The sequence below is a fragment of the Nostoc sp. PCC 7524 genome (genome assembly GCF_000316645.1).
GTDB lineage: Bacteria > Cyanobacteriota > Cyanobacteriia > Cyanobacteriales > Nostocaceae > Trichormus.
Genome location: NC_019684.1, coordinates 5,159,849 through 5,177,634, shown reverse-complemented (window position 1 = coordinate 5,177,634; position 17,786 = coordinate 5,159,849). Strand labels below are relative to the sequence as shown.

Annotated in this window: 15 protein-coding genes; 8 read left to right on the top strand and 7 right to left on the bottom strand. The window is 42.9% G+C overall.

All coding sequences use genetic code 11. From position 1 onward, the window contains the following. Nucleotides 1-76: 76 nt before the first annotated feature. Entirely contained in the window at nt 77-358 is a 282-nt protein-coding gene (locus tag NOS7524_RS21040) for an Npun_R1517 family heterocyst differentiation transcriptional regulator (protein ID WP_015140500.1), read from the top strand. Between the two features lie 725 nt (nt 359-1,083). Here NOS7524_RS21040 and NOS7524_RS21035 read toward each other — a convergent pair. The 3 genes from NOS7524_RS21035 to ctpB form a co-directional block, all read right to left on the bottom strand. Continuing rightward, a complete protein-coding gene (locus tag NOS7524_RS21035; RefSeq protein ID WP_015140499.1) occupies nt 1,084-1,779 on the bottom strand; it encodes a response regulator transcription factor in 696 nt (231 codons plus the stop codon). Between the two features lie 56 nt (nt 1,780-1,835). Next, nucleotides 1,836-2,813, bottom strand: coding sequence for a glycosyltransferase (locus tag NOS7524_RS21030; protein ID WP_015140498.1), 978 nt, complete (start codon nt 2,811-2,813; stop codon nt 1,836-1,838). A gap of 177 nt (nt 2,814-2,990) precedes the next feature. Next, nucleotides 2,991-4,328 carry a carboxyl-terminal processing protease CtpB gene (gene ctpB, locus NOS7524_RS21025; protein WP_015140497.1) on the bottom strand — a complete coding sequence of 446 codons (1,338 nt, stop codon included), beginning with the start codon at nt 4,326-4,328 and terminating at the stop codon, nt 2,991-2,993. 323 nt (nt 4,329-4,651) lie between these two features. Between ctpB and NOS7524_RS21020 the strand changes: the two genes are divergently transcribed. Then, nucleotides 4,652-5,350, top strand: coding sequence for a YdcF family protein (locus NOS7524_RS21020; protein ID WP_015140496.1), 699 nt, complete (start codon nt 4,652-4,654; stop codon nt 5,348-5,350). A gap of 208 nt (nt 5,351-5,558) precedes the next feature. Here the strand turns inward: NOS7524_RS21020 and NOS7524_RS21015 are convergent, their stop codons facing one another. Both NOS7524_RS21015 and NOS7524_RS21010 read right to left on the bottom strand, forming a co-directional pair. Beyond that, nucleotides 5,559-5,996 carry a hypothetical protein gene (locus NOS7524_RS21015; RefSeq protein WP_015140495.1) on the bottom strand — a complete coding sequence of 146 codons (438 nt, stop codon included), beginning with the start codon at nt 5,994-5,996 and terminating at the stop codon, nt 5,559-5,561. Nucleotides 5,997-6,332: 336 nt separating this feature from the next. Further along, entirely contained in the window at nt 6,333-7,295 is a 963-nt protein-coding gene (locus NOS7524_RS21010) for a M48 family metallopeptidase (RefSeq protein WP_015140494.1), read from the bottom strand. Nucleotides 7,296-7,435: 140 nt separating this feature from the next. Between NOS7524_RS21010 and NOS7524_RS21005 the strand changes: the two genes are divergently transcribed. Together NOS7524_RS21005 and NOS7524_RS21000 are read left to right on the top strand one after the other, a co-directional pair. Then, the gene (locus NOS7524_RS21005) at nt 7,436-8,983 is read left to right on the top strand and encodes an ATP-dependent DNA helicase (protein WP_015140493.1); all 1,548 of its coding nucleotides are present in this window, start codon (nt 7,436-7,438) and stop codon (nt 8,981-8,983) included. A 107-nt stretch (nt 8,984-9,090) separates the two neighbouring features. After that, complete coding sequence (locus NOS7524_RS21000; protein ID WP_041555883.1) at nt 9,091-10,365, top strand: bifunctional folylpolyglutamate synthase/dihydrofolate synthase; 1,275 nt, start codon at nt 9,091-9,093, stop codon at nt 10,363-10,365. 2 nt (nt 10,366-10,367) lie between these two features. On the opposite strand, the gene NOS7524_RS20995 is transcribed toward NOS7524_RS21000, so the two are convergent. Both NOS7524_RS20995 and NOS7524_RS20990 read right to left on the bottom strand, forming a co-directional pair. Further along, complete coding sequence (locus NOS7524_RS20995; RefSeq protein ID WP_015140491.1) at nt 10,368-10,949, bottom strand: Uma2 family endonuclease; 582 nt, start codon at nt 10,947-10,949, stop codon at nt 10,368-10,370. Between the two features lie 128 nt (nt 10,950-11,077). Next, entirely contained in the window at nt 11,078-12,376 is a 1,299-nt protein-coding gene (locus tag NOS7524_RS20990; RefSeq protein ID WP_015140490.1) for an ABC transporter substrate-binding protein, read from the bottom strand. Between the two features lie 145 nt (nt 12,377-12,521). On the opposite strand from NOS7524_RS20990, the gene pilM reads away from it, so the two are divergent. The 4 genes from pilM (at nt 12,522) to NOS7524_RS20970 (ending at nt 17,772) form a co-directional block, all read left to right on the top strand. Further along, nucleotides 12,522-13,628, top strand: coding sequence for a type IV pilus assembly protein PilM (pilM, locus tag NOS7524_RS20985; protein ID WP_015140489.1), 1,107 nt, complete (start codon nt 12,522-12,524; stop codon nt 13,626-13,628). Nucleotides 13,629-13,632: 4 nt separating this feature from the next. After that, a complete protein-coding gene (locus NOS7524_RS20980) occupies nt 13,633-14,397 on the top strand; it encodes a PilN domain-containing protein (protein ID WP_015140488.1) in 765 nt (254 codons plus the stop codon). Next, nucleotides 14,394-15,161: a hypothetical protein gene (locus NOS7524_RS20975; protein ID WP_015140487.1), complete on the top strand. Its 768-nt coding sequence runs from the start codon at nt 14,394-14,396 to the stop codon at nt 15,159-15,161. Before NOS7524_RS20980 ends, NOS7524_RS20975 begins: the two co-directional genes overlap by 4 nt. 121 nt (nt 15,162-15,282) lie before the next feature. Beyond that, nucleotides 15,283-17,772 carry an AMIN domain-containing protein gene (locus tag NOS7524_RS20970; RefSeq protein WP_015140486.1) on the top strand — a complete coding sequence of 830 codons (2,490 nt, stop codon included), beginning with the start codon at nt 15,283-15,285 and terminating at the stop codon, nt 17,770-17,772. Nucleotides 17,773-17,786 lie beyond the last annotated feature (14 nt).

The following is a 17,786-nucleotide window of genomic DNA, read 5'->3' as shown; positions in this document are numbered from 1 at the left end:
AAAAAATATAAAGAATTTTTGCAGGAGATATTGCTCCTCACCCTCACGACCACCAAGTAAAGGAATCCTTAAAATTATGAACTCGAAAGCATTACCACGGCAGATAAATAATATCGAAGTAGGTGTTTATGAGTGCGAAATAAATCTCAAATTCCGGTTGATTGAGGAAAAGAGTTTGCTGGGCGATCGCGAGCAACTGTTGCAAGTGCTACTAGATGCCCTTACAGAAGGCTCTGATGATTTCTTAGAAATGCTACAAGCATCTGTGAAAGCGCAGGAGGTAACAGAACTCAAAGCCTCGCCTCAAATGCGTCGTCAACTGATGCGGTTACGTAATGCTGTTGACAATAATCAGTAGCTAACAATCAAGCTGTAATTCGAGTAGCGGCAAATCAAAAACTAGGCAAATAATCTAGAATTTTTGCTCAATTGCTCTCATTTGCCTACTTATGCTCAAGCATGAGTCAGCTTGTATAACCTAATGCTTTCATACAAGCAATTTACCCTACTCATTAGAGAAGCTAAATCTAGCATCTACAGTAGTCCTCGCTATTTATATTACTTACATAATTGAGTGTCTACTAATGCAAATATTTGTTGCTTCTAGGGTGTATTACAGTTTTTGTAGTTCGTAGTTTCCGAGTGCTTTCTTTAACCAGGGTTTTACTTGCATTTTCAGAAATTAATTAAATCAGCATCGTACCCAATTAACTGCAATTCTCAATACTTTGATTATCAACAATTGCTCAAATTTTCTAGATATTGAGTATTTAAATACATTTATTTGGCAAGGTGAGAATCGCATCTATCCTTGCTAACCGATGAGGTATTTTTGACCAACCCAGGACTTAAGCAAGTGCCATAAATTGTTCGTTGGGTTCAGTCATTAATTAGTAGGCAATAGGCAATATAGGAATCCGCTTTGATTTTTGAAATTATCTGCGTAGGCAGGGAGTAGGGAGTAGGGAGTAGGGAGTAGGAAAGAGGGATTTTTGAGTGTACGGATTTTTTTTCATAAATCAAATATGAATCCTATAGTTATTTCCACTACCTCTCCTATCTCCCCTATTCCCAACTCCCCAGTTATTTAGCTAGTCCGTGTTCTAGAGCAAAACGAACTAATTCTGTACGACTATTAGTACCAGTTTTACTAAATAAACGACTCACATATTTTTCTACATTCCGCACACTGGTTTCTAGGCGACGGGCTATTTCTTTATTCATTAGTCCTTCGGCCACCAAGTTTAAAACACTTTGTTCTCTGGGGGTCAAGTCGATTTTAAAAGGGGCTGGGGATTGAGAAATCGCATTTTTTTGGGTCAATAAAGCCTTGATTTGGGCAATTTGATTGGCTAATTCCGCAATATCTGGCGTTTCACCTTCTTCACCTGTCATTTGCGGCTTGGCGATGCGACGGGTAAGTAGGTTTTCTACAATCGCCACTAGCTCATCTGGATCGAAGGGTTTGGGTAGGTAAGCATCAACACCAGCTTGATAACCTTGGATGCGATCGCTAGTCATGCCTTTAGCTGTCAAAAATACCACAGGTAGCGATTGAAAGCGGGGGTCATCTCGTAATTGCTTGAGAAACTGATAGCCATCCACCTGGGGCATCATAATGTCAGAAATTACTAGATCGGGTGTATTTTGTTGCATTAAATCCCAACCTTCACGGGCGTTACTGGCAACTTGAACGACGAAACCGCTTTCTTGCAGATAGTCTTTCACTGCTTCCCGTAATCCGGGTTCATCATCTACCAGTAACAATTGTGCTGACATTGAACATTTCCTTATGGTCTACTTATTTCCAATGTAGCGAATCCTCGATCTAAAATTCAAACTTTCTCTAGCCACTCAATTATCTTGGCTACTTCAGATAACTTAGCATCCCGTTGTCCAACCGCACGCGCCCTAGCTGTGAACAGGCTAATGGGAGTATTTAACAAATCTATGAGTGTAGCTTTCCCGGCGATCGCTTTTACACTATCTTGTGGTAATTCCTTCAATAACCAACGTAATAAACGATAGCTCAGATCTGGAAGTTTCATATCTGGCATTAACGCTACACCATGTAGTTCGTGCAGATAGCGATTAGAGCGTCCGTAGCGTCGCCATTGACTGGCTAATTCTTTAAGCGTAGTGCGGTGGCGGTGCTGGACGATCGCTTCTGGGGCAAATTCTATTCGCCCAATCTGGTGTTGCAGAATGCGCCAGCAAATATCTGCATCACCGCCAGTGGTGAGATGAGGGCGGAATAAACCTGCTATTTCTAATGCAGTGCGACGAATTGCTAAGTTAGCAGTTTGACCGTAGGGACAAAAGGGATGAGCAAGGGTATGCTTTTGGGAAAGAGTTTCTTGACGATCTGCGTGTTGTTCTAAGAGACTATTACCGGGTAGTGCAGTGATTTCGCCAGCGACAATTACCACATCTGGATTGATCAAAGGCTGAATTAAAGCTTTGAGCCATTGGGGTTGAGGACGGCAATCAGCATCTGTAAAAACCAAAATTTCACCTACAGCCGCACGGATACCAGTATTACGCGCCGCATAAGAGCTTTGAATTTGGTTTTCGCTCAAAGGGTGAATAGTAATTGGGCAAGTGGTGGCAGATGTTTTGAGAGATTCCAGGGTGCGATCGCTACTGTTATTATCTACCAGCAGGTACTCTACCCTATCTTGTGGGTAGGTTTGAGACACCAGACAGTTAATTAACTCTGGTAAATCTGCCTCTCCGTTATAAATAGGAACAACCACCGATACCATTGGCAAGAAGCAGGTAGCGGTGGTTGTGTGAAGTTGCTGATCATTCATAGAGCCTGTGATTGTAAATGAGAGGATGTAGGACTTTAAGAGTTGAGAGGAGACAAAAAAGAGATTTTTTCTGTTCCCTAGTCCCCAATTCCCAGTCCCCAGTACCTTACTTTAGTATTCCCGATTCACAATCTTTTGACTATGAGCTGATACATGAACACCTGGTAACGAAAATCTTTAAAATTTCCAGTCTTTGATACCAATACTCAACGGTTGAGAAGGCTGGTTGAATAGTGGTTGGGCAAAGTTGTTATTCGATAAAATGGCGATCGCTCGGCTATATTGAGGATCACTCTGAGTCCCAATCAGATTTGGGTTAGTTGCTAGCTGACGCTCTTGGGCTTCTGTTAACTCTAATTTGATATCTGGGGTAATTCCCTTCTTATTAATATCTGTGCCATTGGGGGTGTAGTAGTGGGCAATGGTAACAGCCAATCCAGAACCATCTGAGAGTTCATGCACTGACTGTACTAAAGCTTTGCCAAAGGTTTGAGAGCCAATTACTACTGCTCGCTTATTATCTTTGAGCGCACCTGTGAGAATTTCACTGGCGCTAGCGGAATTACCATCAACCAATATGGCTAAGGGAAGTTTTGTCAAAGCAGTGCGATTAGCTCTAGTATTTTCGTTGACCCCCCTACGGTTAACGGTGCGGACAATACCACCGTCATCTAACCACATCCGGGCAATTTCAACGCTCGCCTGCAATAAACCGCCAGGATTGCCGCGTAAATCTAATACAAAGGCATCAACTTTTTTACCATTCAAATCCCGGATAGCTCGGCGCATTTGATCTGCGGCGTGGCCACTAAACTCACGCAAACGAATGTAACCAATACGGCGGTTTCCTTCTTGCTTGAGGGTAGAATGCACTGTTGGCACTTCAATATTTGCCCGTGTCAGCTTCACATCAAAAGCACTACGTCCTCTGCGTCCTAACTGTAGTGTGATGTTACTACCTGCCTTACCGCGAATTAATTTGGAGGCATCATCTATTTTCATCTGCTGAGTAGATTTGCCATCAATCGCCAAAATTTCATCGCCTGCTTTAATGCCTGCTTTCAGAGCTGGGGAATTTTCTATGGTTTCTACAACTGTCAAACGCTTGGTTTGTTCATTTAGTTCCATGCGGATGCCAATACCAGACACTTCCCCAGAAGTTTGACTTGTCAAAGCTTCAAACTGCTTCGGATCCATGAACCTGGTGTATGGATCGTTCAACTGTTGTAAAGCTTCCCGAATTGCTACATAAGCTTCTTCTTTAGATGAGTATTCTTTGCTTAATAGGCTTTGCCTTATTGCTAGCCAATCTTTTTGATTAAAGTTGCCGTCAACATATTCACTATTTACTATTTGCCATACTTGGTCAACTAATGTTTTGGGACTGTCCTGTAGGGCAGCGCGAACACTACGAGTCCAAGCGGGACCAAATACAGATACAGTGGCCGTTGTGGCGATCGCTCCTCCAATTAGGGCGAATTGGAGTGGCGAGTGACGTTTCGCAGATTGGTTCATGTATATCAGCAGGGATTTACGGTGTTGTTGTCAGTTTAGCAATCAGGCTTTTGGGAAATTTTTAAGTTTTTATACTCAATTTTTAGCTATGCTGCTCTCATAATTTTCCCCTCTGAATTATGCTAAACTTTTGCATTAGCTTATTAAAAACTGTTACCCAGATTTGACACTTTCTTTGTTAGTCTAATCTAACACTGTGACAATAGTGTGACAGTTGTGTAACTGTCTTATTTACACCCTATATTTATTCTATAAGATAGCATTTCGTTGTCTGAAGTGTTGGTCTTTTACGACTAAAATCAGCAGGTTTTTTGTCTTATGTCATGAGAGGCAAATTTACTAAAAATTCATCAATTTCCCCGGATAGCAAATTTCGCAAACCGTTGCAATTGCTACAAAAATTGGTTTGGGCTTTATGTCTGCTATTTGGCGGTTGGTTAATTCTCATTACCATAAACCTAGTTATTGCATCTTCGGAGCCAGTGGATGCCTTTTTTGTCCTTGGCGGTAGTATTCGGCGCGAAATTTATATTGCCCAAAAAGCCAGACAAGATCCACAAATCCCCATTTTAATTTCTCATGGTTCTCCTGACCCATGTATCTGGCTAATTTTTCAAAGAGAAGCAACAGATTTACACAACGTGTGGCTAGAAAAGTGTGCTAATTCCACCTTTGAAAATTTCTATTACGGAATCCCAATTTTACGGAGATGGGGAGTACACAAAGTCAAACTAATCACTTCCCCCACTCACTTACCTCGCGCTCAATGGATGGCGCAAATTCTCTTAGGCGCTCATGGTATTTGGGTAGAATTGGATATTGTTCAGGAAACTGGCGTTCCTGGTAATTATGAGTCTTCATTAAAAACGGCACTGGACATCACACGCAGTTTATTATGGGCGGTTGTGAGTCAATTCATTCAACCCCCATGTGGGAATGTGACAAAGCTTACTGATGTAGATATGCCAGCTTGGGAAAGTAGAGGTTTTAAGTGTGAACGTCAAGGGGGTTTGAGAAGATGAATCAATTCAAAATTCAAAATAGTCTACGACTAGGCTAACGCCTCCGTAGGGAAGGCTTGCGCCTACAAAATTCAAAATAAAATTTTGGGAATGGGGCATTGGGGCAGGGTGAAAGAGGGAGGACTTTCCCCTTTTTTCCCTGCCTCCCCATCTCCCCGAACTCTGGCTACACAGTGATTGGTTGGTTTATTTTTGCAATTGGCAGCCCCTAATAGGATAAGGAGTATTTAGCTAAGGTTGCCTTGAGTTTCAATGTAGTGAATTGCTCTATTGCTTTGATTAAGTGCTGTTGTTCTGGTTCTAAATCTAGTGCCACCAAAGCTTGATTGAAGCTATTACCAGAATGTAGTTTGTGTTGCAGTTGAGCGCGTTGGGAAGGATTTAAGACTGCCGCAATTTCTTTATTACGGCGTTGCAACACAGCTTGGAGTTGTTGACGTTGCAAGGGTGTCAAATCCAGATCAGACAAGTTAGGGTAGTTAGTTACAAGGTTAGCTACAACATTGACAGCAGGGCTAATAATTGCCCTAGAGGGGGCATGAAATCCCAAAGGTGCTGCCAAGGCAATACTCGGCATCAGTAGGACGAGGGCAAGAATAGTAGCTATTAAGGATAAAGATAGCCACTTTGGAAAGTTAATTGCCATATTTAGCAGTTCCCAGACGGAATGAGATGTTAGTTACCTGGTATTCAGGTGTACAGGAGTCACATTTGAGATTTTCCCACTCTCACAGGATGATAAATCTGAAAAATAATTGCTCTAATGCTGAGGCTACACCTGAAGTGAAGAAAGCGGAGTTTCTTAGATAACTATTTCTTTTTCTCTGACTGGGGACTGGGGATTGGGGACTGGGGATTGGGGACTGGGATTGGGGACTGGGGATTGGAAAGCAGGGGAAGATGTAGCGTCAGCTTCTCTTACGATGGCGTAAGCCTACCCGCAGGTGGGGGAAAGTGGAAACTAATGACTATTAACTAATGACTATTCAGATTTGTTGATTCTGTCAATTTCTTGGCGTAATTCTGCAATTTGACGGCGCAAAATTTCGGCTTCGGTTTCTGGGGTTTGAGATGTGACATCTACTGCACCAGAGGCGGGCGATCGCTGATAGTTGCCTCGGCGAATTTCTTGATACTCTGATGATGTTGCCCATTGGCGTAGATACTGCACCCTTTCTACAGGGAAAGGATGAGTCAGCATCATGCCCTGTGCGCCGTTGTACATTAAGAATTTATACACTTGATTTAGCCCATCTTCGTCTAATGCCTGATACTTTTCTGATTGCTTGATAAATTCTTGTAAACTACATTCGTTGAGATATTGGCTACTACCGCCAGAAATCTTCATCATTGAGGACATGACGGTATTTAAGTCATCTATTACTAACAATGCTGCGCGATCTGCTGATAGCTCGGCTTTGCGCCGCCATTCAAAAAAGGCATAAATCAAGGCTTGAGACAAAAAATTACCAATGCCAAAGGTTAATTCCCCGAAGACAGAAGCGGCACTCATCGCCCACATCGCCATTTGAATTAAAATAGTATGACCACATTTAATATGCCCCAGTTCATGGGCTAGCACTGCCCTAATTTCGGCTTCATTAAGTAAGTCTAGTATTCCTGTGTTAATAACTATGTAAGGATGATCTTGGCCTAGGGCATAGCTATTCGCTTGCGGATTTTGTTGTACAAACAAAGAGGGTTCTGGATAAATGTCCAAATCCCTAACACATTCTCGAAACATCTGGTAAATCGTGGAATATTGGCGCGGCCCGACTTGGATGGTGTTGCCCATTAGATAGACTAACTGAGGGCGTTCATAGACAAATTCCACAAATTTACGAGCGATGACATCAAATCCCGGTAAACTGCGTAAGGCTTGCTCGGCTTGGCGATCTAGTGGATGCCGGAAGGCTTCGCTAGAGATTCCTGTGTAAGTTGGCATAATTTAGGATATTCAGTCAGTGAAGATTAATTAGTGGTAGTTGTCAGTTATGGGCAGAGGAACTAACAACCCCCAATTGACAACATAATAGAAATGGGGCTATTGGCAGTAAACGTCACTTTGTATGGGATTTTAAGTGTGTGATTGAGGCAGAAGTCCATTTGTCATTACATAACTTCCTGCGATCGCAGGCGGGTTTCCCTTCCTGGCCCCATCACTTAACGATGGCACGGTTGGTAGCACGGGCTTTACGTTTGGGACGTAGTGCTTTAATTCAAGTCGGGGCGGTTTGCGGCTATCAAGGGCTGTATCGCACCAGTTTCATTGCCTCCGCTTTAATGTGGCATGGGCCTGTAATTATTGTAGCCACGGAAGCAGTACAACAACGGTTGTTGCGAGTGGAAATTCCTCGCCTACAACAATGGCTACAAGTCAACAAACCAATCAGAACAGGTGACGCTTGGCCTGGTTCTGAGTTCCAAGGAATACTTCTCACTTCCCCAGAAGCTTGGTTAAAAAAACAGCTCACACCTAGTAATGATTTTCCCCCAGGCATACCTACTATCATTGATGGGGTAGATGATTTGGAAGATTGGGTACGTGAGCAACTTACTCAAAGTATTCAGCCCCAAGATTGGGATCAACTCATCCTCGCTTGTCCTTACCAAGCAGAGACAATTCGCAACGCACGGGCGCAACTAACACAGGAATTATTCAAGCATCCGGCAAACCCCTACGAATGCTATTTAATTTCCCAGACAGAAGCTGATATCTTCAAGCATCTGTGTGGAGCTTTAAAATCTGTCGAGGGCTTACCAGAAGTTTGGCAAAAATTCTGTCAAGACTTCTCAAAAACCAATGAGCATTCTCCCTTGCCTCTGTTCTGGGCGACTACTGCCCGGCGGCAAGGCTTATTTTCTTTAAATTATGCGCCAATTGAGTTGGCTGAAAGTCTCTCCCCCATTTGGCAACGGCAACCAGTGGTATTAATTGGTAGTGCCTTAGAGTCAGAAACTGAGGCTCCTTTGTTTCGTCAACGTTTGGGTTTGGATGATGTCACTTGCTTGAAGTTTGCTTCTGATAGCCAATCAGAAGCCATTCAGCTATACATCCCTTACCAATTACCCCTACCCAATACGCCGGAATTTCAAGCAGCATTTATTCATAAGGTGCGAACTTTAGTATGTTTAAGTGCCACAGCACCAGGATTAACAGTATTACTGGTGGGAGATGTGCCACTCAAGGCGCAAGTGGGAGCTATTCTCGCCGCCGAGTTTGGTTCACGGGTGCAGGTAGAAAAAACTTGTTTGGATGAAAACGGGATTTTAGTAAGTGGTTGGGAGTTTTGGCGAGAGCATCAAGCAGTCTTACCTGCGCCCCAATTGTTAACGATCGCCACTTTACCCTTACCATCTTTAGAACATCCCCTTGTAGCTGGCAGGGTAGCTCATTACAAGCGATCGCATCAAGATTGGTTCCGGTTATTTCTCTTGCCTACCGCCTTGAATGAATTACAACGAGCTGTAGCACCTGTGCGCGAAAGTCAAGGTATTGTAGCTTTACTGGATAGTCGTGTTGTCAACCGTAGCTATGGCTCTCAAGTTCTGGCAGCCTTAAGTCCTTTGGCACGAATTAACTATCTTGATCCGAGTTTATTTGCTCATGGCAATGAGGAAAATTCTGCTTAAGTACAAGGTAGCCCCGGTGTTTGGGGGACTGGGGATTGGGAAAAAGTTTATATTAATGTTCGCCCCTGTGCTAACTTGTATCCTCATCTATGCCCAATTCCCCGTTCGTGAATATAGATTCTCTACTCCAACCATTTCAACATTTTGGCGTTAACCTTGGACTTTCGCGCATTCATAGGCTGTTAGCTAGTATTGGCAATCCTCATCACCAAGTTCCAGTGATTCATGTTGCTGGTACAAATGGCAAAGGTTCTGTATGTGCTTATTTGTCCTCTGTTCTGACTGAAGCAGGTTATCGTACAGGACGCTATACTTCTCCTCATCTAGTAAATTGGACAGAACGTATCTGTCTGAATGAACAGCAAATTTCTGCTGAGGAATTTTACAAGTTATTACTAGAAGTTAAAACGGTTGTAAACTTTGATGATGATTGCCCCACTCTATTTGAAGTCGTGACTGCGGCTGCTTGGTTATATTTTGCCCAGCACCAAGTTGATGTCGCAGTGGTAGAGGTGGGATTGGGGGGACGTTTAGATGCTACTAATGTCATATCTGAGCCGCTTGTGACGGTGATTACTTCCATTAGTCGGGAACATTGGCAGCAGTTAGGTAATACTATTGCTGAGATTGCAGGGGAAAAAGCGGGTATTATCAAGGCTGGATGTCCGACTGTGGTTGGAAGATTACCATCAGATGCTGAGAAAGTGGTGCGATCGCGCGCTCAAGAATTACAATGTCCTGTAATTACTCCCCAACCTGCACAAACAATACATCCAGGATGGGCAGAATATCAAACTATTCAAAATACCAATTTCATTAAATATCCTTTACCTTTACAGGGACAAATTCAATTAACTAATTCGGCTTTGGCTTTAGCTACTTTAGAAATTTTACAACAAAAAGGTTGGCAGATTTCGGAAGCAGCAATAATTAATGGTATGGCTAAAACTAAATGGCCAGGGCGGATGCAATGGATTAATTGGAATCACCACAAATTATTAATTGATGGCGCACATAATCCAGCCGCAGCTAAAGTATTACGTGATTATGTAGACACTCTAAATTATCAAAATATAACTTGGGTAATGGGAATGTTATCCACTAAAGATCATGCCGATATTTTTCAAGTTTTACTACGACCAAATGAGCGATTATATTTAGTACCAATCCCAGATCATAGTTCAGCTAATACTGTAGAATTAGCCAATTTAGCTCATGATATTTGTCCAGAATTAAGTGATTGCCAAACTTACCTAGATTTATCATCGGCTCTAGAATCAGCTTGTAATACTAAAGATAACTTAGTAATTTTATGCGGTTCTTTATATTTAATTGGTCACTTTTTAGGAAACAGAAGTATAGTTTTTGATTCTCCCCATTAAAATTAATTTTCTGTAGCTTCAGCTTCAAATTGTACTTGTCGATACAAGTCAGCTATAGCTATTTCTACATTCACAGATTCCAGCCTTAACATCTCACCCAGATTATATTCCCACAACTCCCATTTTCCCTGTTCGTTGCGGCGAAATACTTCTACAATTGGTTGATTTACTTGCACTAAAACATATTCTTTCAAGGTTGATAAATGGCGATATTTAGCAAACTTTTTACCCCGATCAACTGCCTCTGTTGTCGGTGACAGCACTTCAATAATTAAGCTGGGAAATCGTATAAACTGAGGATCAGTATCTCGATGATCACAAGTCACTACTACATCAGGATAAAAATACTTTCTCCCTGGTTCTACTTCTACTTTGACATCTACAATATATACTTCACAGGTTCTATCTGTTAAGGCATTATCTAGAAACTTTGCGAAATTTAGAGAAATCCGATTATGGTTGCGTGTACCACCAGTCATCGCCACCACTTCACCATCCCAATACTCATAACGCATTTCTTGGGTGGCTTCCCAAATCAGATATTCTTCTGCGCTCATGAAAGTGTAATCAGGAAAAGCAACCATAGGTGTTATTGGAAAATACTTACCTTTCTAAGATAGCGAAAAAGCGATAGGCATTGGCAATAGCCCAATGAAGGCAGTTACTACAACGGAGGAGACATCCGCAACGCACTGCCTCCCCCATCTAGTCCTTACCGATTATTCCACTCTTGCGCCGCATCTTCTACGGCTTTATCTACAGTTTTTTCTCCTAACATTGCTGCTTGTAAATTCTCGTAAATTGCTTTTTGCAACTTTTTAATATCTTTCAAAGCAGGAGTTAAAATTTCTGCTTGCTGTAGTTGTTGGGCGCTGACAACTCTGGCTTTTTCTACGGTGGAAGCATTAGCTGGCACATCTTTAAAATAACTATCAGCTAAAGCCTTAGTTGTCGATGGTAAAACATTAGCAGCTTTAGCAAAGGCTAATTGATTTTCATCATTGGTGAGGAATAAACCAAATTTCACCGCCGCATCAGGATGTTTAGTATCGCGGGGAATGACAATATTCATCACAGCCACATTTTTCTTACCAGTATCACCTGTAAGTTGGGGTGCGATCGCAGAAACCTCGGCAATTTTCGGCGCATTATTAGCGATGGTTTTCAGAAACTCTGGCCCCGATGCCAAAAAAGCTGTCTCACCAGATTGGTATAAATCAATAGCGTGGCGATGGCCTTGTGTCAGTGCTTCTTTCGGTAATAACCCTTTTTTATAAAGTTCTACCCAATACTGAAACGCTGCTTTACCTTGAGGCGTATTAAAAGCTGCTTTCCCCTCAGCATCTATGAGGTTAACTCCCATCTGTACCAATGATTGCAGCACTTCCCCGGAATCTTGCGGTACAAAAGTCACAAAAAAGGCATATTTCCCAGTCTTGTCTTTAATTTGTTGCGCTACTTGTGCTAATTCTGCGTAAGTAGTAGGTGGTTTACTGATCAGAGCCTGTTTCAATAAATCGGTGTTATAAATGGTTAACCTCGTGGTGAGGTACCAAGGAATGCCAAAACTTTTGCCATTGAGTGTGCTGGCTTTCCAAATATTTGGGAGATAGGAGGAACGTGCTTCCTGTGGGATTTTTGCATCCAAATCTAACCACGCATTTCGTCCTGCTAATTGCGAAGCAAAATCTGGATTGAGGTTAACAACATCAGGTGGCGTTTTTGCGGAGACAGCTGTTAAAATCTTGTTCTCCATTGCCGCCCAAGGTACATCAACCCAGTTAACCTTTATACCTGGATTTTGTGTCTCAAAGGTCGCAATTAAATTTTGGAAGTAGTTAGTAAATTGAGGTTGGAGTTGCATTGTCCAAAACTCAATATTTGCTGTTCCAGAAGCAGCTTGTTGGGTGTTTGTATTAACATTTGCTGTGCTGCAACTAACAATCCAACTGGTCAGTAAACCTAACAGCATCCAAGCAACCAGTTGTTGAAATTTTCGCAATTGAATCATCTTACCAGTATTTTTACGCTTGATCAGGGGCAGAAGCTTATGCAGAATTGTCGAGATTATAGGCTAAATCAATTACCTATTACCGTGAATATTCTTTAGTAACATTTAAAGTTTACAAATTAGCATTGCATCGGACATAAACGCGGTGAAAAGTTTCAATAGTCTGTTTGGCAAATCTCATAAAGGGGTGGGTGTTGAAATAGCACCAGAACGAGTGAATGTAGTTCAGCTACGCAAGCAGCGCCAGGGCTTGAAACTCGAATCTTTAACTTCGGTAGCAGTTCCAGAGGGGATTGTCACCGATGGACAAATCAATGATCCCCCAGCCATGGCGCAACTAATTCAGCAAGCCTTAGCTGAAAGTAAGATCAAGACTTCACGGGTGGCTACTGGTGTTCCCGGTAGGGAATCGATTGTGCGGATCATACCTGTACCGGCGGAGTTGGATGACAAAGAACTCCGGGAGATGGTGTTAAACCATGAAGCAGGGTTGTATTTACCCTATCCCCGTGAAGAAGCTGATGTAGATTATCAAAAACTTGGGTACTTTGTAGATGAAGACGGCATTGAAAAGGTACAGGTACTGTTAGTTGCCACCCGCAAGGACGTGACAGATACATATATTAGTACCTTTGAGCAAGCAGGATTGCAAATTGATGTTTTAGAGATTAACAGTTTTGCACTGATTCGGACAATTCGCGATCGCCATTTGCGAGAATTAAGCCCACAAGAAGCAGCCGTCTTAGTTGATATAGAGTTCGACAGTACAGAAATTGCGATCGTTGTCAACGGAGTACCCCAATTTTCGCGGACTGTACCCATTGGTACTAACCAAATGCAAATGGCTTTAGCCAGGGCAATGAGTCTACCTGCATCACGGGATATGGAAATGTTATATGAAATGACACTTTCTGTAACTCCGGGAGACGCTGAAAAAACTGGAGTCACAGAAACAAATCCTGGGATGGCTGGTGTATTGCGAATCTTGGGAGAACTCACAGATGAACTACGCCGTTCTATAGATTTTTACTTAAATCAAAGTGAAAACTTAGAAGTAGCACAGATTTTATTAGCTGGCCCCGGTGGTGGATTGCAACAGCTAGATGAGTTCTTTACACAAAGACTCAGTATACCCACTAGCCAAATAGATCCCATTGGGTGTTTGTCCTTGCAAGTTGACGAAGGTAAGTATCCAGCAACACAACGCTCTGGTTTAGGGATCATCCTTGGTTTAGGGATGCGGGAGGTGTAACTAAATGTACAGTCTAGATATTAATTTTCTCAAAGACCGCCCAGCTTACCAACCCCAGTCTGAGAAAAAGTCAGGAATTAAACTGCCAACTGGGAATTTAACACCAGTGTATATCGGTGTGGGGCTAGGTGTAACTTTTCCCCTCTTGGTTGGAGGTGGGTTGTGGTTTTTGCAGGCGGAAACTAGCAAGCTAGAGCAGGCGATCGCCCAACTCGAAGAAGAAGGCAAGAAGTTAGACGCAGAAATCAGCAATATTAACAAAATCAAGGAGCAAACCAACGCCGTCAAAGGCGAAACACAAAGTTTAGTGACTGTATTTGATCAGATTCGTCCTTGGTCGGCCATGTTACAAGATTTGCGCGATCGCATCCCCGCATCCGTGCAGATTGAGAACGTTAAGCAAATCCCACCCACTCCCCCAGCCGAAGGACAACCCTCTCCTAATCCTGCGGGTGGCATAGAAATTACCGGCTTGGCTCGCTCTTTTAACGATGTCAATGATTTTTTGTTAAGCCTGCAACAGTCGCGATTCTTAAAGTCTTCTGAAAGCAGAATTACTACAGCTACTTTAGTAGATGCGCCAGTGCAACCAACTGCTGGTAACAACGGTGTAGCAATTAAGCCGCCCCAGGTAGTTAAATATACTATTCAATCCAGTCTGAGTGATGTTCCAGCCTCTGAGTTAATCAGGGAATTAGAACAAAAAGGCACAGTGGGATTAGTAGCCCGAATTCGTAATATGCAACAAACAGGAGTCATTGCACGATGACGCTGAGTGAAGACTTAAATTTTGCCGAACACGCCGGAGATTTCGATTCAGGCGCACCAACTTACCCCGTTGTTTTTGGTATCAGCTTTACACCCAAAATCATTGGACTTGCGGTGGGGGTCTTAGGTATAGCCGGAGCCATGTATATGCTGCTCAACATGGTGATGCCAGCCTGGGAAAGCTATCAACAAAAACAAGCACAAAACAACGACTTGCAAGGACAAATCCAACAAAAGCAAGCTGCCGTCAAACAGATTGGCAAAGTCAAAGAAGAGCTAGCCCAAGCCAAACAGCAGAAACAACAGGTTTTAGCTTTATTCTCCGATGAGAAAACCTTAGACACCCTACTGTTGGATCTCAATCGTTTAGTTGAGTCAGGTAGTTCTCCAACTCCTCTGAATATCAATGCTGTCAGAGCCAAACTGCAAAAGTTCGTGCCAGCTACACAAAAACCAGAAGTTGTTAGCGATGGTTCTCTAGGAACAGCCGTTAACGGTAGGCTCAAACGCAGTAGCGTTAATGTTGAAATTATCGGTACTTACGAACAAACCCAATCGATTCTTCGGAATATAGAGCGTTTGCAACCATTACTAATAGTGAAAGACTATCAATCAACATTAGCCAACATACAAGCCACTAACGCATCTGGTAAACCTGTACGGAGGATAGGGCCTGCACCAATTACGACATCTTTCCAATTACAGGCATTGATGCCCCTTAATCCAGAAGAAATAGCTACTGCTACAGCAACCCCTAAGAAATAATTCCCGGCTAGAGTCTAGGGGCTAAGTGTAGGAGAAGAGAATAGTTCTCTCATTTTGAATTTTGTAGGCGCAAGCCTTGTCTTAGACTATTTTGAATTGATTATTAGGTGAGGAATGAACTGTGAAACAGCTTCACGGTAATAATTTTATTTTGGGTGCTGCTGCTTTATCCTTTCTGGCAGCGCAACCAGTATTAGCACAAGTTACACAAGTTAGTGAAGTAAAGCTAAACCCAGGCAATGGGGGAGTTAGCGTTATTTTAAAAACTTCTGCCGGCTCGCGCCCGCAAATTTTTACAACGAAAAGAGGCAAAACTTTAGTTTCCGATATTATCAATACGCAACTGCGTTTACGGCAAGGCAATAATTTCCGCCAAGATAATCCTGCGCCGGGCATTGCCTCTGTAGAGGTTACTCAACTAGATGCTAATAGTATTCGGGTGATAGTCACAGGTAACAATGATGCACCAAGTGGTCAACCTGTAGAGCGAAAACCAGAAGCAATCACCCTCAGTTACACCCCATCAACCGGAACCACAGCATCAGCACCAATTACCCCAACACCACCAGTATCTACAACACCACCAGTATCAACACCCCCTGGTTCTACGGTGGCTCAACCAGGTGCAGTCCCCAATGTGCTTGTACCCAACCCGGAAGTCACAATTGATGGTAGACCGGCACAACCGGCGGGAGTAGGTCAACCTGTCAGCCAAGCACCGCCATTTTTACCTAGAGCCGTTGCTCCACCAGTAGGGGATATTGCCATTTCTGCTACCGATGCTTCTCCTAGCACCATAGATTTGGGTACACAGGAACGTGTACCTCGTCTTGTCTTGCGGGATGCACCAGTCCGTGAGGTTTTATCTTTGCTAGCTCGTGCGGCTAATCTCAACTTGGCTTATATAGGTGATGCTGATGGTAAAGCTCCAGGAGGTGAAGGCCAGGCAATTCAACAAACCATCTCTTTAGATATAGAAAATGAGCCAGTGCAAGATGTGTTTAACTACGTCTTACGCCTGAGTGGTTTAGAAGCTAACCGCAGCAACAGGACTATTTTTGTTGGGGCAAAACTGCCTAATTCCACCCGTGATGTAGTTATGCGTAACCTGCGACTCAATCAGGTAACGGTAGGAGTGGCTCTTAACTTTTTAGTCGGCTTAGGGGCTGAGAGTGCTATTAGCAGGGAAAGACTTGTAACAAGTGTCAATGCTGTACCTGTAGGGGGTGCAGCGAATGTAGCAGTTACTCAAACTCAAACAACTACAGAAACTAAATTAGAAACTCAAAGAGCTGAATTTCAAGACTCAAGACCTTTACTCAGAGGTCTACAAGCATTAGGAGATGAGCGGACTAATTCTCTTACGTTAATCGGGCCACCCAGGCAAGTGGACATAGCAATGGCTCAACTGACTCAGCTTGATATTCGTCGTCGTCAAGTAGTAGTTAACGTCAAAATCATTGATGTCAACCTTCTGAATCTCCAAGAATCCAACTCTAGCTTTTCTTTTGGAATAGGTAATAACTTCTTCTCCAGTGATGGCGGTGCAGCATCAGTTAATTTTGGCGGTTTTAATCCACCTAATGCTAATAATGTGCGTAACAGTCTCAATCCAACCGTGACTGCTAATCCCTATAGTGGTGGTAATACTTTCTTGGATTTAACTCAAACTGTTGGACCGGTTCCTAACACTGGAGTAGACACTAGAAGAATCAATATCAACAATCCAGGTGGAGGCTCTATTACTGAGACACAAGGTCAGGATCTCAGCTTTTTACAGAGAAGAGCAGGTATTTCAGGGGATCCATTCAATACTGGAATTACCCAAGTTACTGAAGGAACACCAAACATTATCAGAAGCACTACTACTACCAATCCAGATACAGGGGTAGTAACTGAAACCACCACTGTTACTGAAGGAACTCGTGGAAGTGTAACGGCTGCACTACCTAGTCTATTTCAGTATCCTAAACGTCTTCTTGCTAGCTTGCAGGCTCAAGTTACAAATGGCAATGCCAAAATTTTGACTGACCCAACTTTAATTGTGCAAGAAGGTCAAGAGGCTGTAGTGAAATTAACCACAGAAGTATTTGGAGGTTTTGAAAGTTCAGAACAGAGTTCATCAACAGGAACAAATTCTCAATCCTCCTCTACCAGAAAACCTATCATTAAGGATGCAGGTCTGACTTTGGCAGTTAAAGTGGACAGAATTGATGATAATGGTTTTGTTTCGTTGTCCGTCGCACCTACCGTGTCTGCACCGGGTGGTACAGCACCAACTGCCGATGGTAGCATTACTCTCATATCCCAACGCAGTCTTAAATCTGGGCTAATTCGTTTGAGAGATGGTCAAACCTTAATTCTTAGTGGCATTATTCAAGAATCAGATAAAGTTTCTGTAAGCAAACTTCCGATTTTAGGTGATATTCCCCTGCTTGGTTCACTGTTTAGAAGCACAAATAGAACTAACCAACGAAATGAAGTAATTGTATTACTCACACCTCAAGTTATGGATGACTCAGAAAACTCTGCTTACGGCTATAACTACACTCCTAGCCCACAAGTGCGGCAAATGCTTGAGCGTCGTGGTTTAGGTACACCTAGGCGATAAATCACTAGGTAGGT

Excerpts from the sequence above, each read along its gene's own strand:
- NOS7524_RS21030 (WP_015140498.1), bottom strand. The coding sequence starts at position 2,813 with ATGAATGATCAGCAACTTCACACAACCACCGCTACCTGCTTCTTGCCA.
- NOS7524_RS21040 (WP_015140500.1), top strand. The coding sequence starts at position 77 with ATGAACTCGAAAGCATTACCACGGCAGATAAATAATATCGAAGTAGGT.
- NOS7524_RS20995 (WP_015140491.1), bottom strand. The coding sequence starts at position 10,949 with ATGGTTGCTTTTCCTGATTACACTTTCATGAGCGCAGAAGAATATCTG.
- NOS7524_RS21015 (WP_015140495.1), bottom strand. The coding sequence starts at position 5,996 with ATGGCAATTAACTTTCCAAAGTGGCTATCTTTATCCTTAATAGCTACT.
- NOS7524_RS21020 (WP_015140496.1), top strand. The coding sequence starts at position 4,652 with ATGAGAGGCAAATTTACTAAAAATTCATCAATTTCCCCGGATAGCAAA.
- NOS7524_RS21035 (WP_015140499.1), bottom strand. The coding sequence starts at position 1,779 with ATGTCAGCACAATTGTTACTGGTAGATGATGAACCCGGATTACGGGAA.
- NOS7524_RS20990 (WP_015140490.1), bottom strand. The coding sequence starts at position 12,376 with ATGATTCAATTGCGAAAATTTCAACAACTGGTTGCTTGGATGCTGTTA.
- NOS7524_RS20980 (WP_015140488.1), top strand. The coding sequence starts at position 13,633 with ATGTACAGTCTAGATATTAATTTTCTCAAAGACCGCCCAGCTTACCAA.
- ctpB (WP_015140497.1), bottom strand. The coding sequence starts at position 4,328 with ATGAACCAATCTGCGAAACGTCACTCGCCACTCCAATTCGCCCTAATT.
- NOS7524_RS20975 (WP_015140487.1), top strand. The coding sequence starts at position 14,394 with ATGACGCTGAGTGAAGACTTAAATTTTGCCGAACACGCCGGAGATTTC.
- NOS7524_RS21010 (WP_015140494.1), bottom strand. The coding sequence starts at position 7,295 with ATGCCAACTTACACAGGAATCTCTAGCGAAGCCTTCCGGCATCCACTA.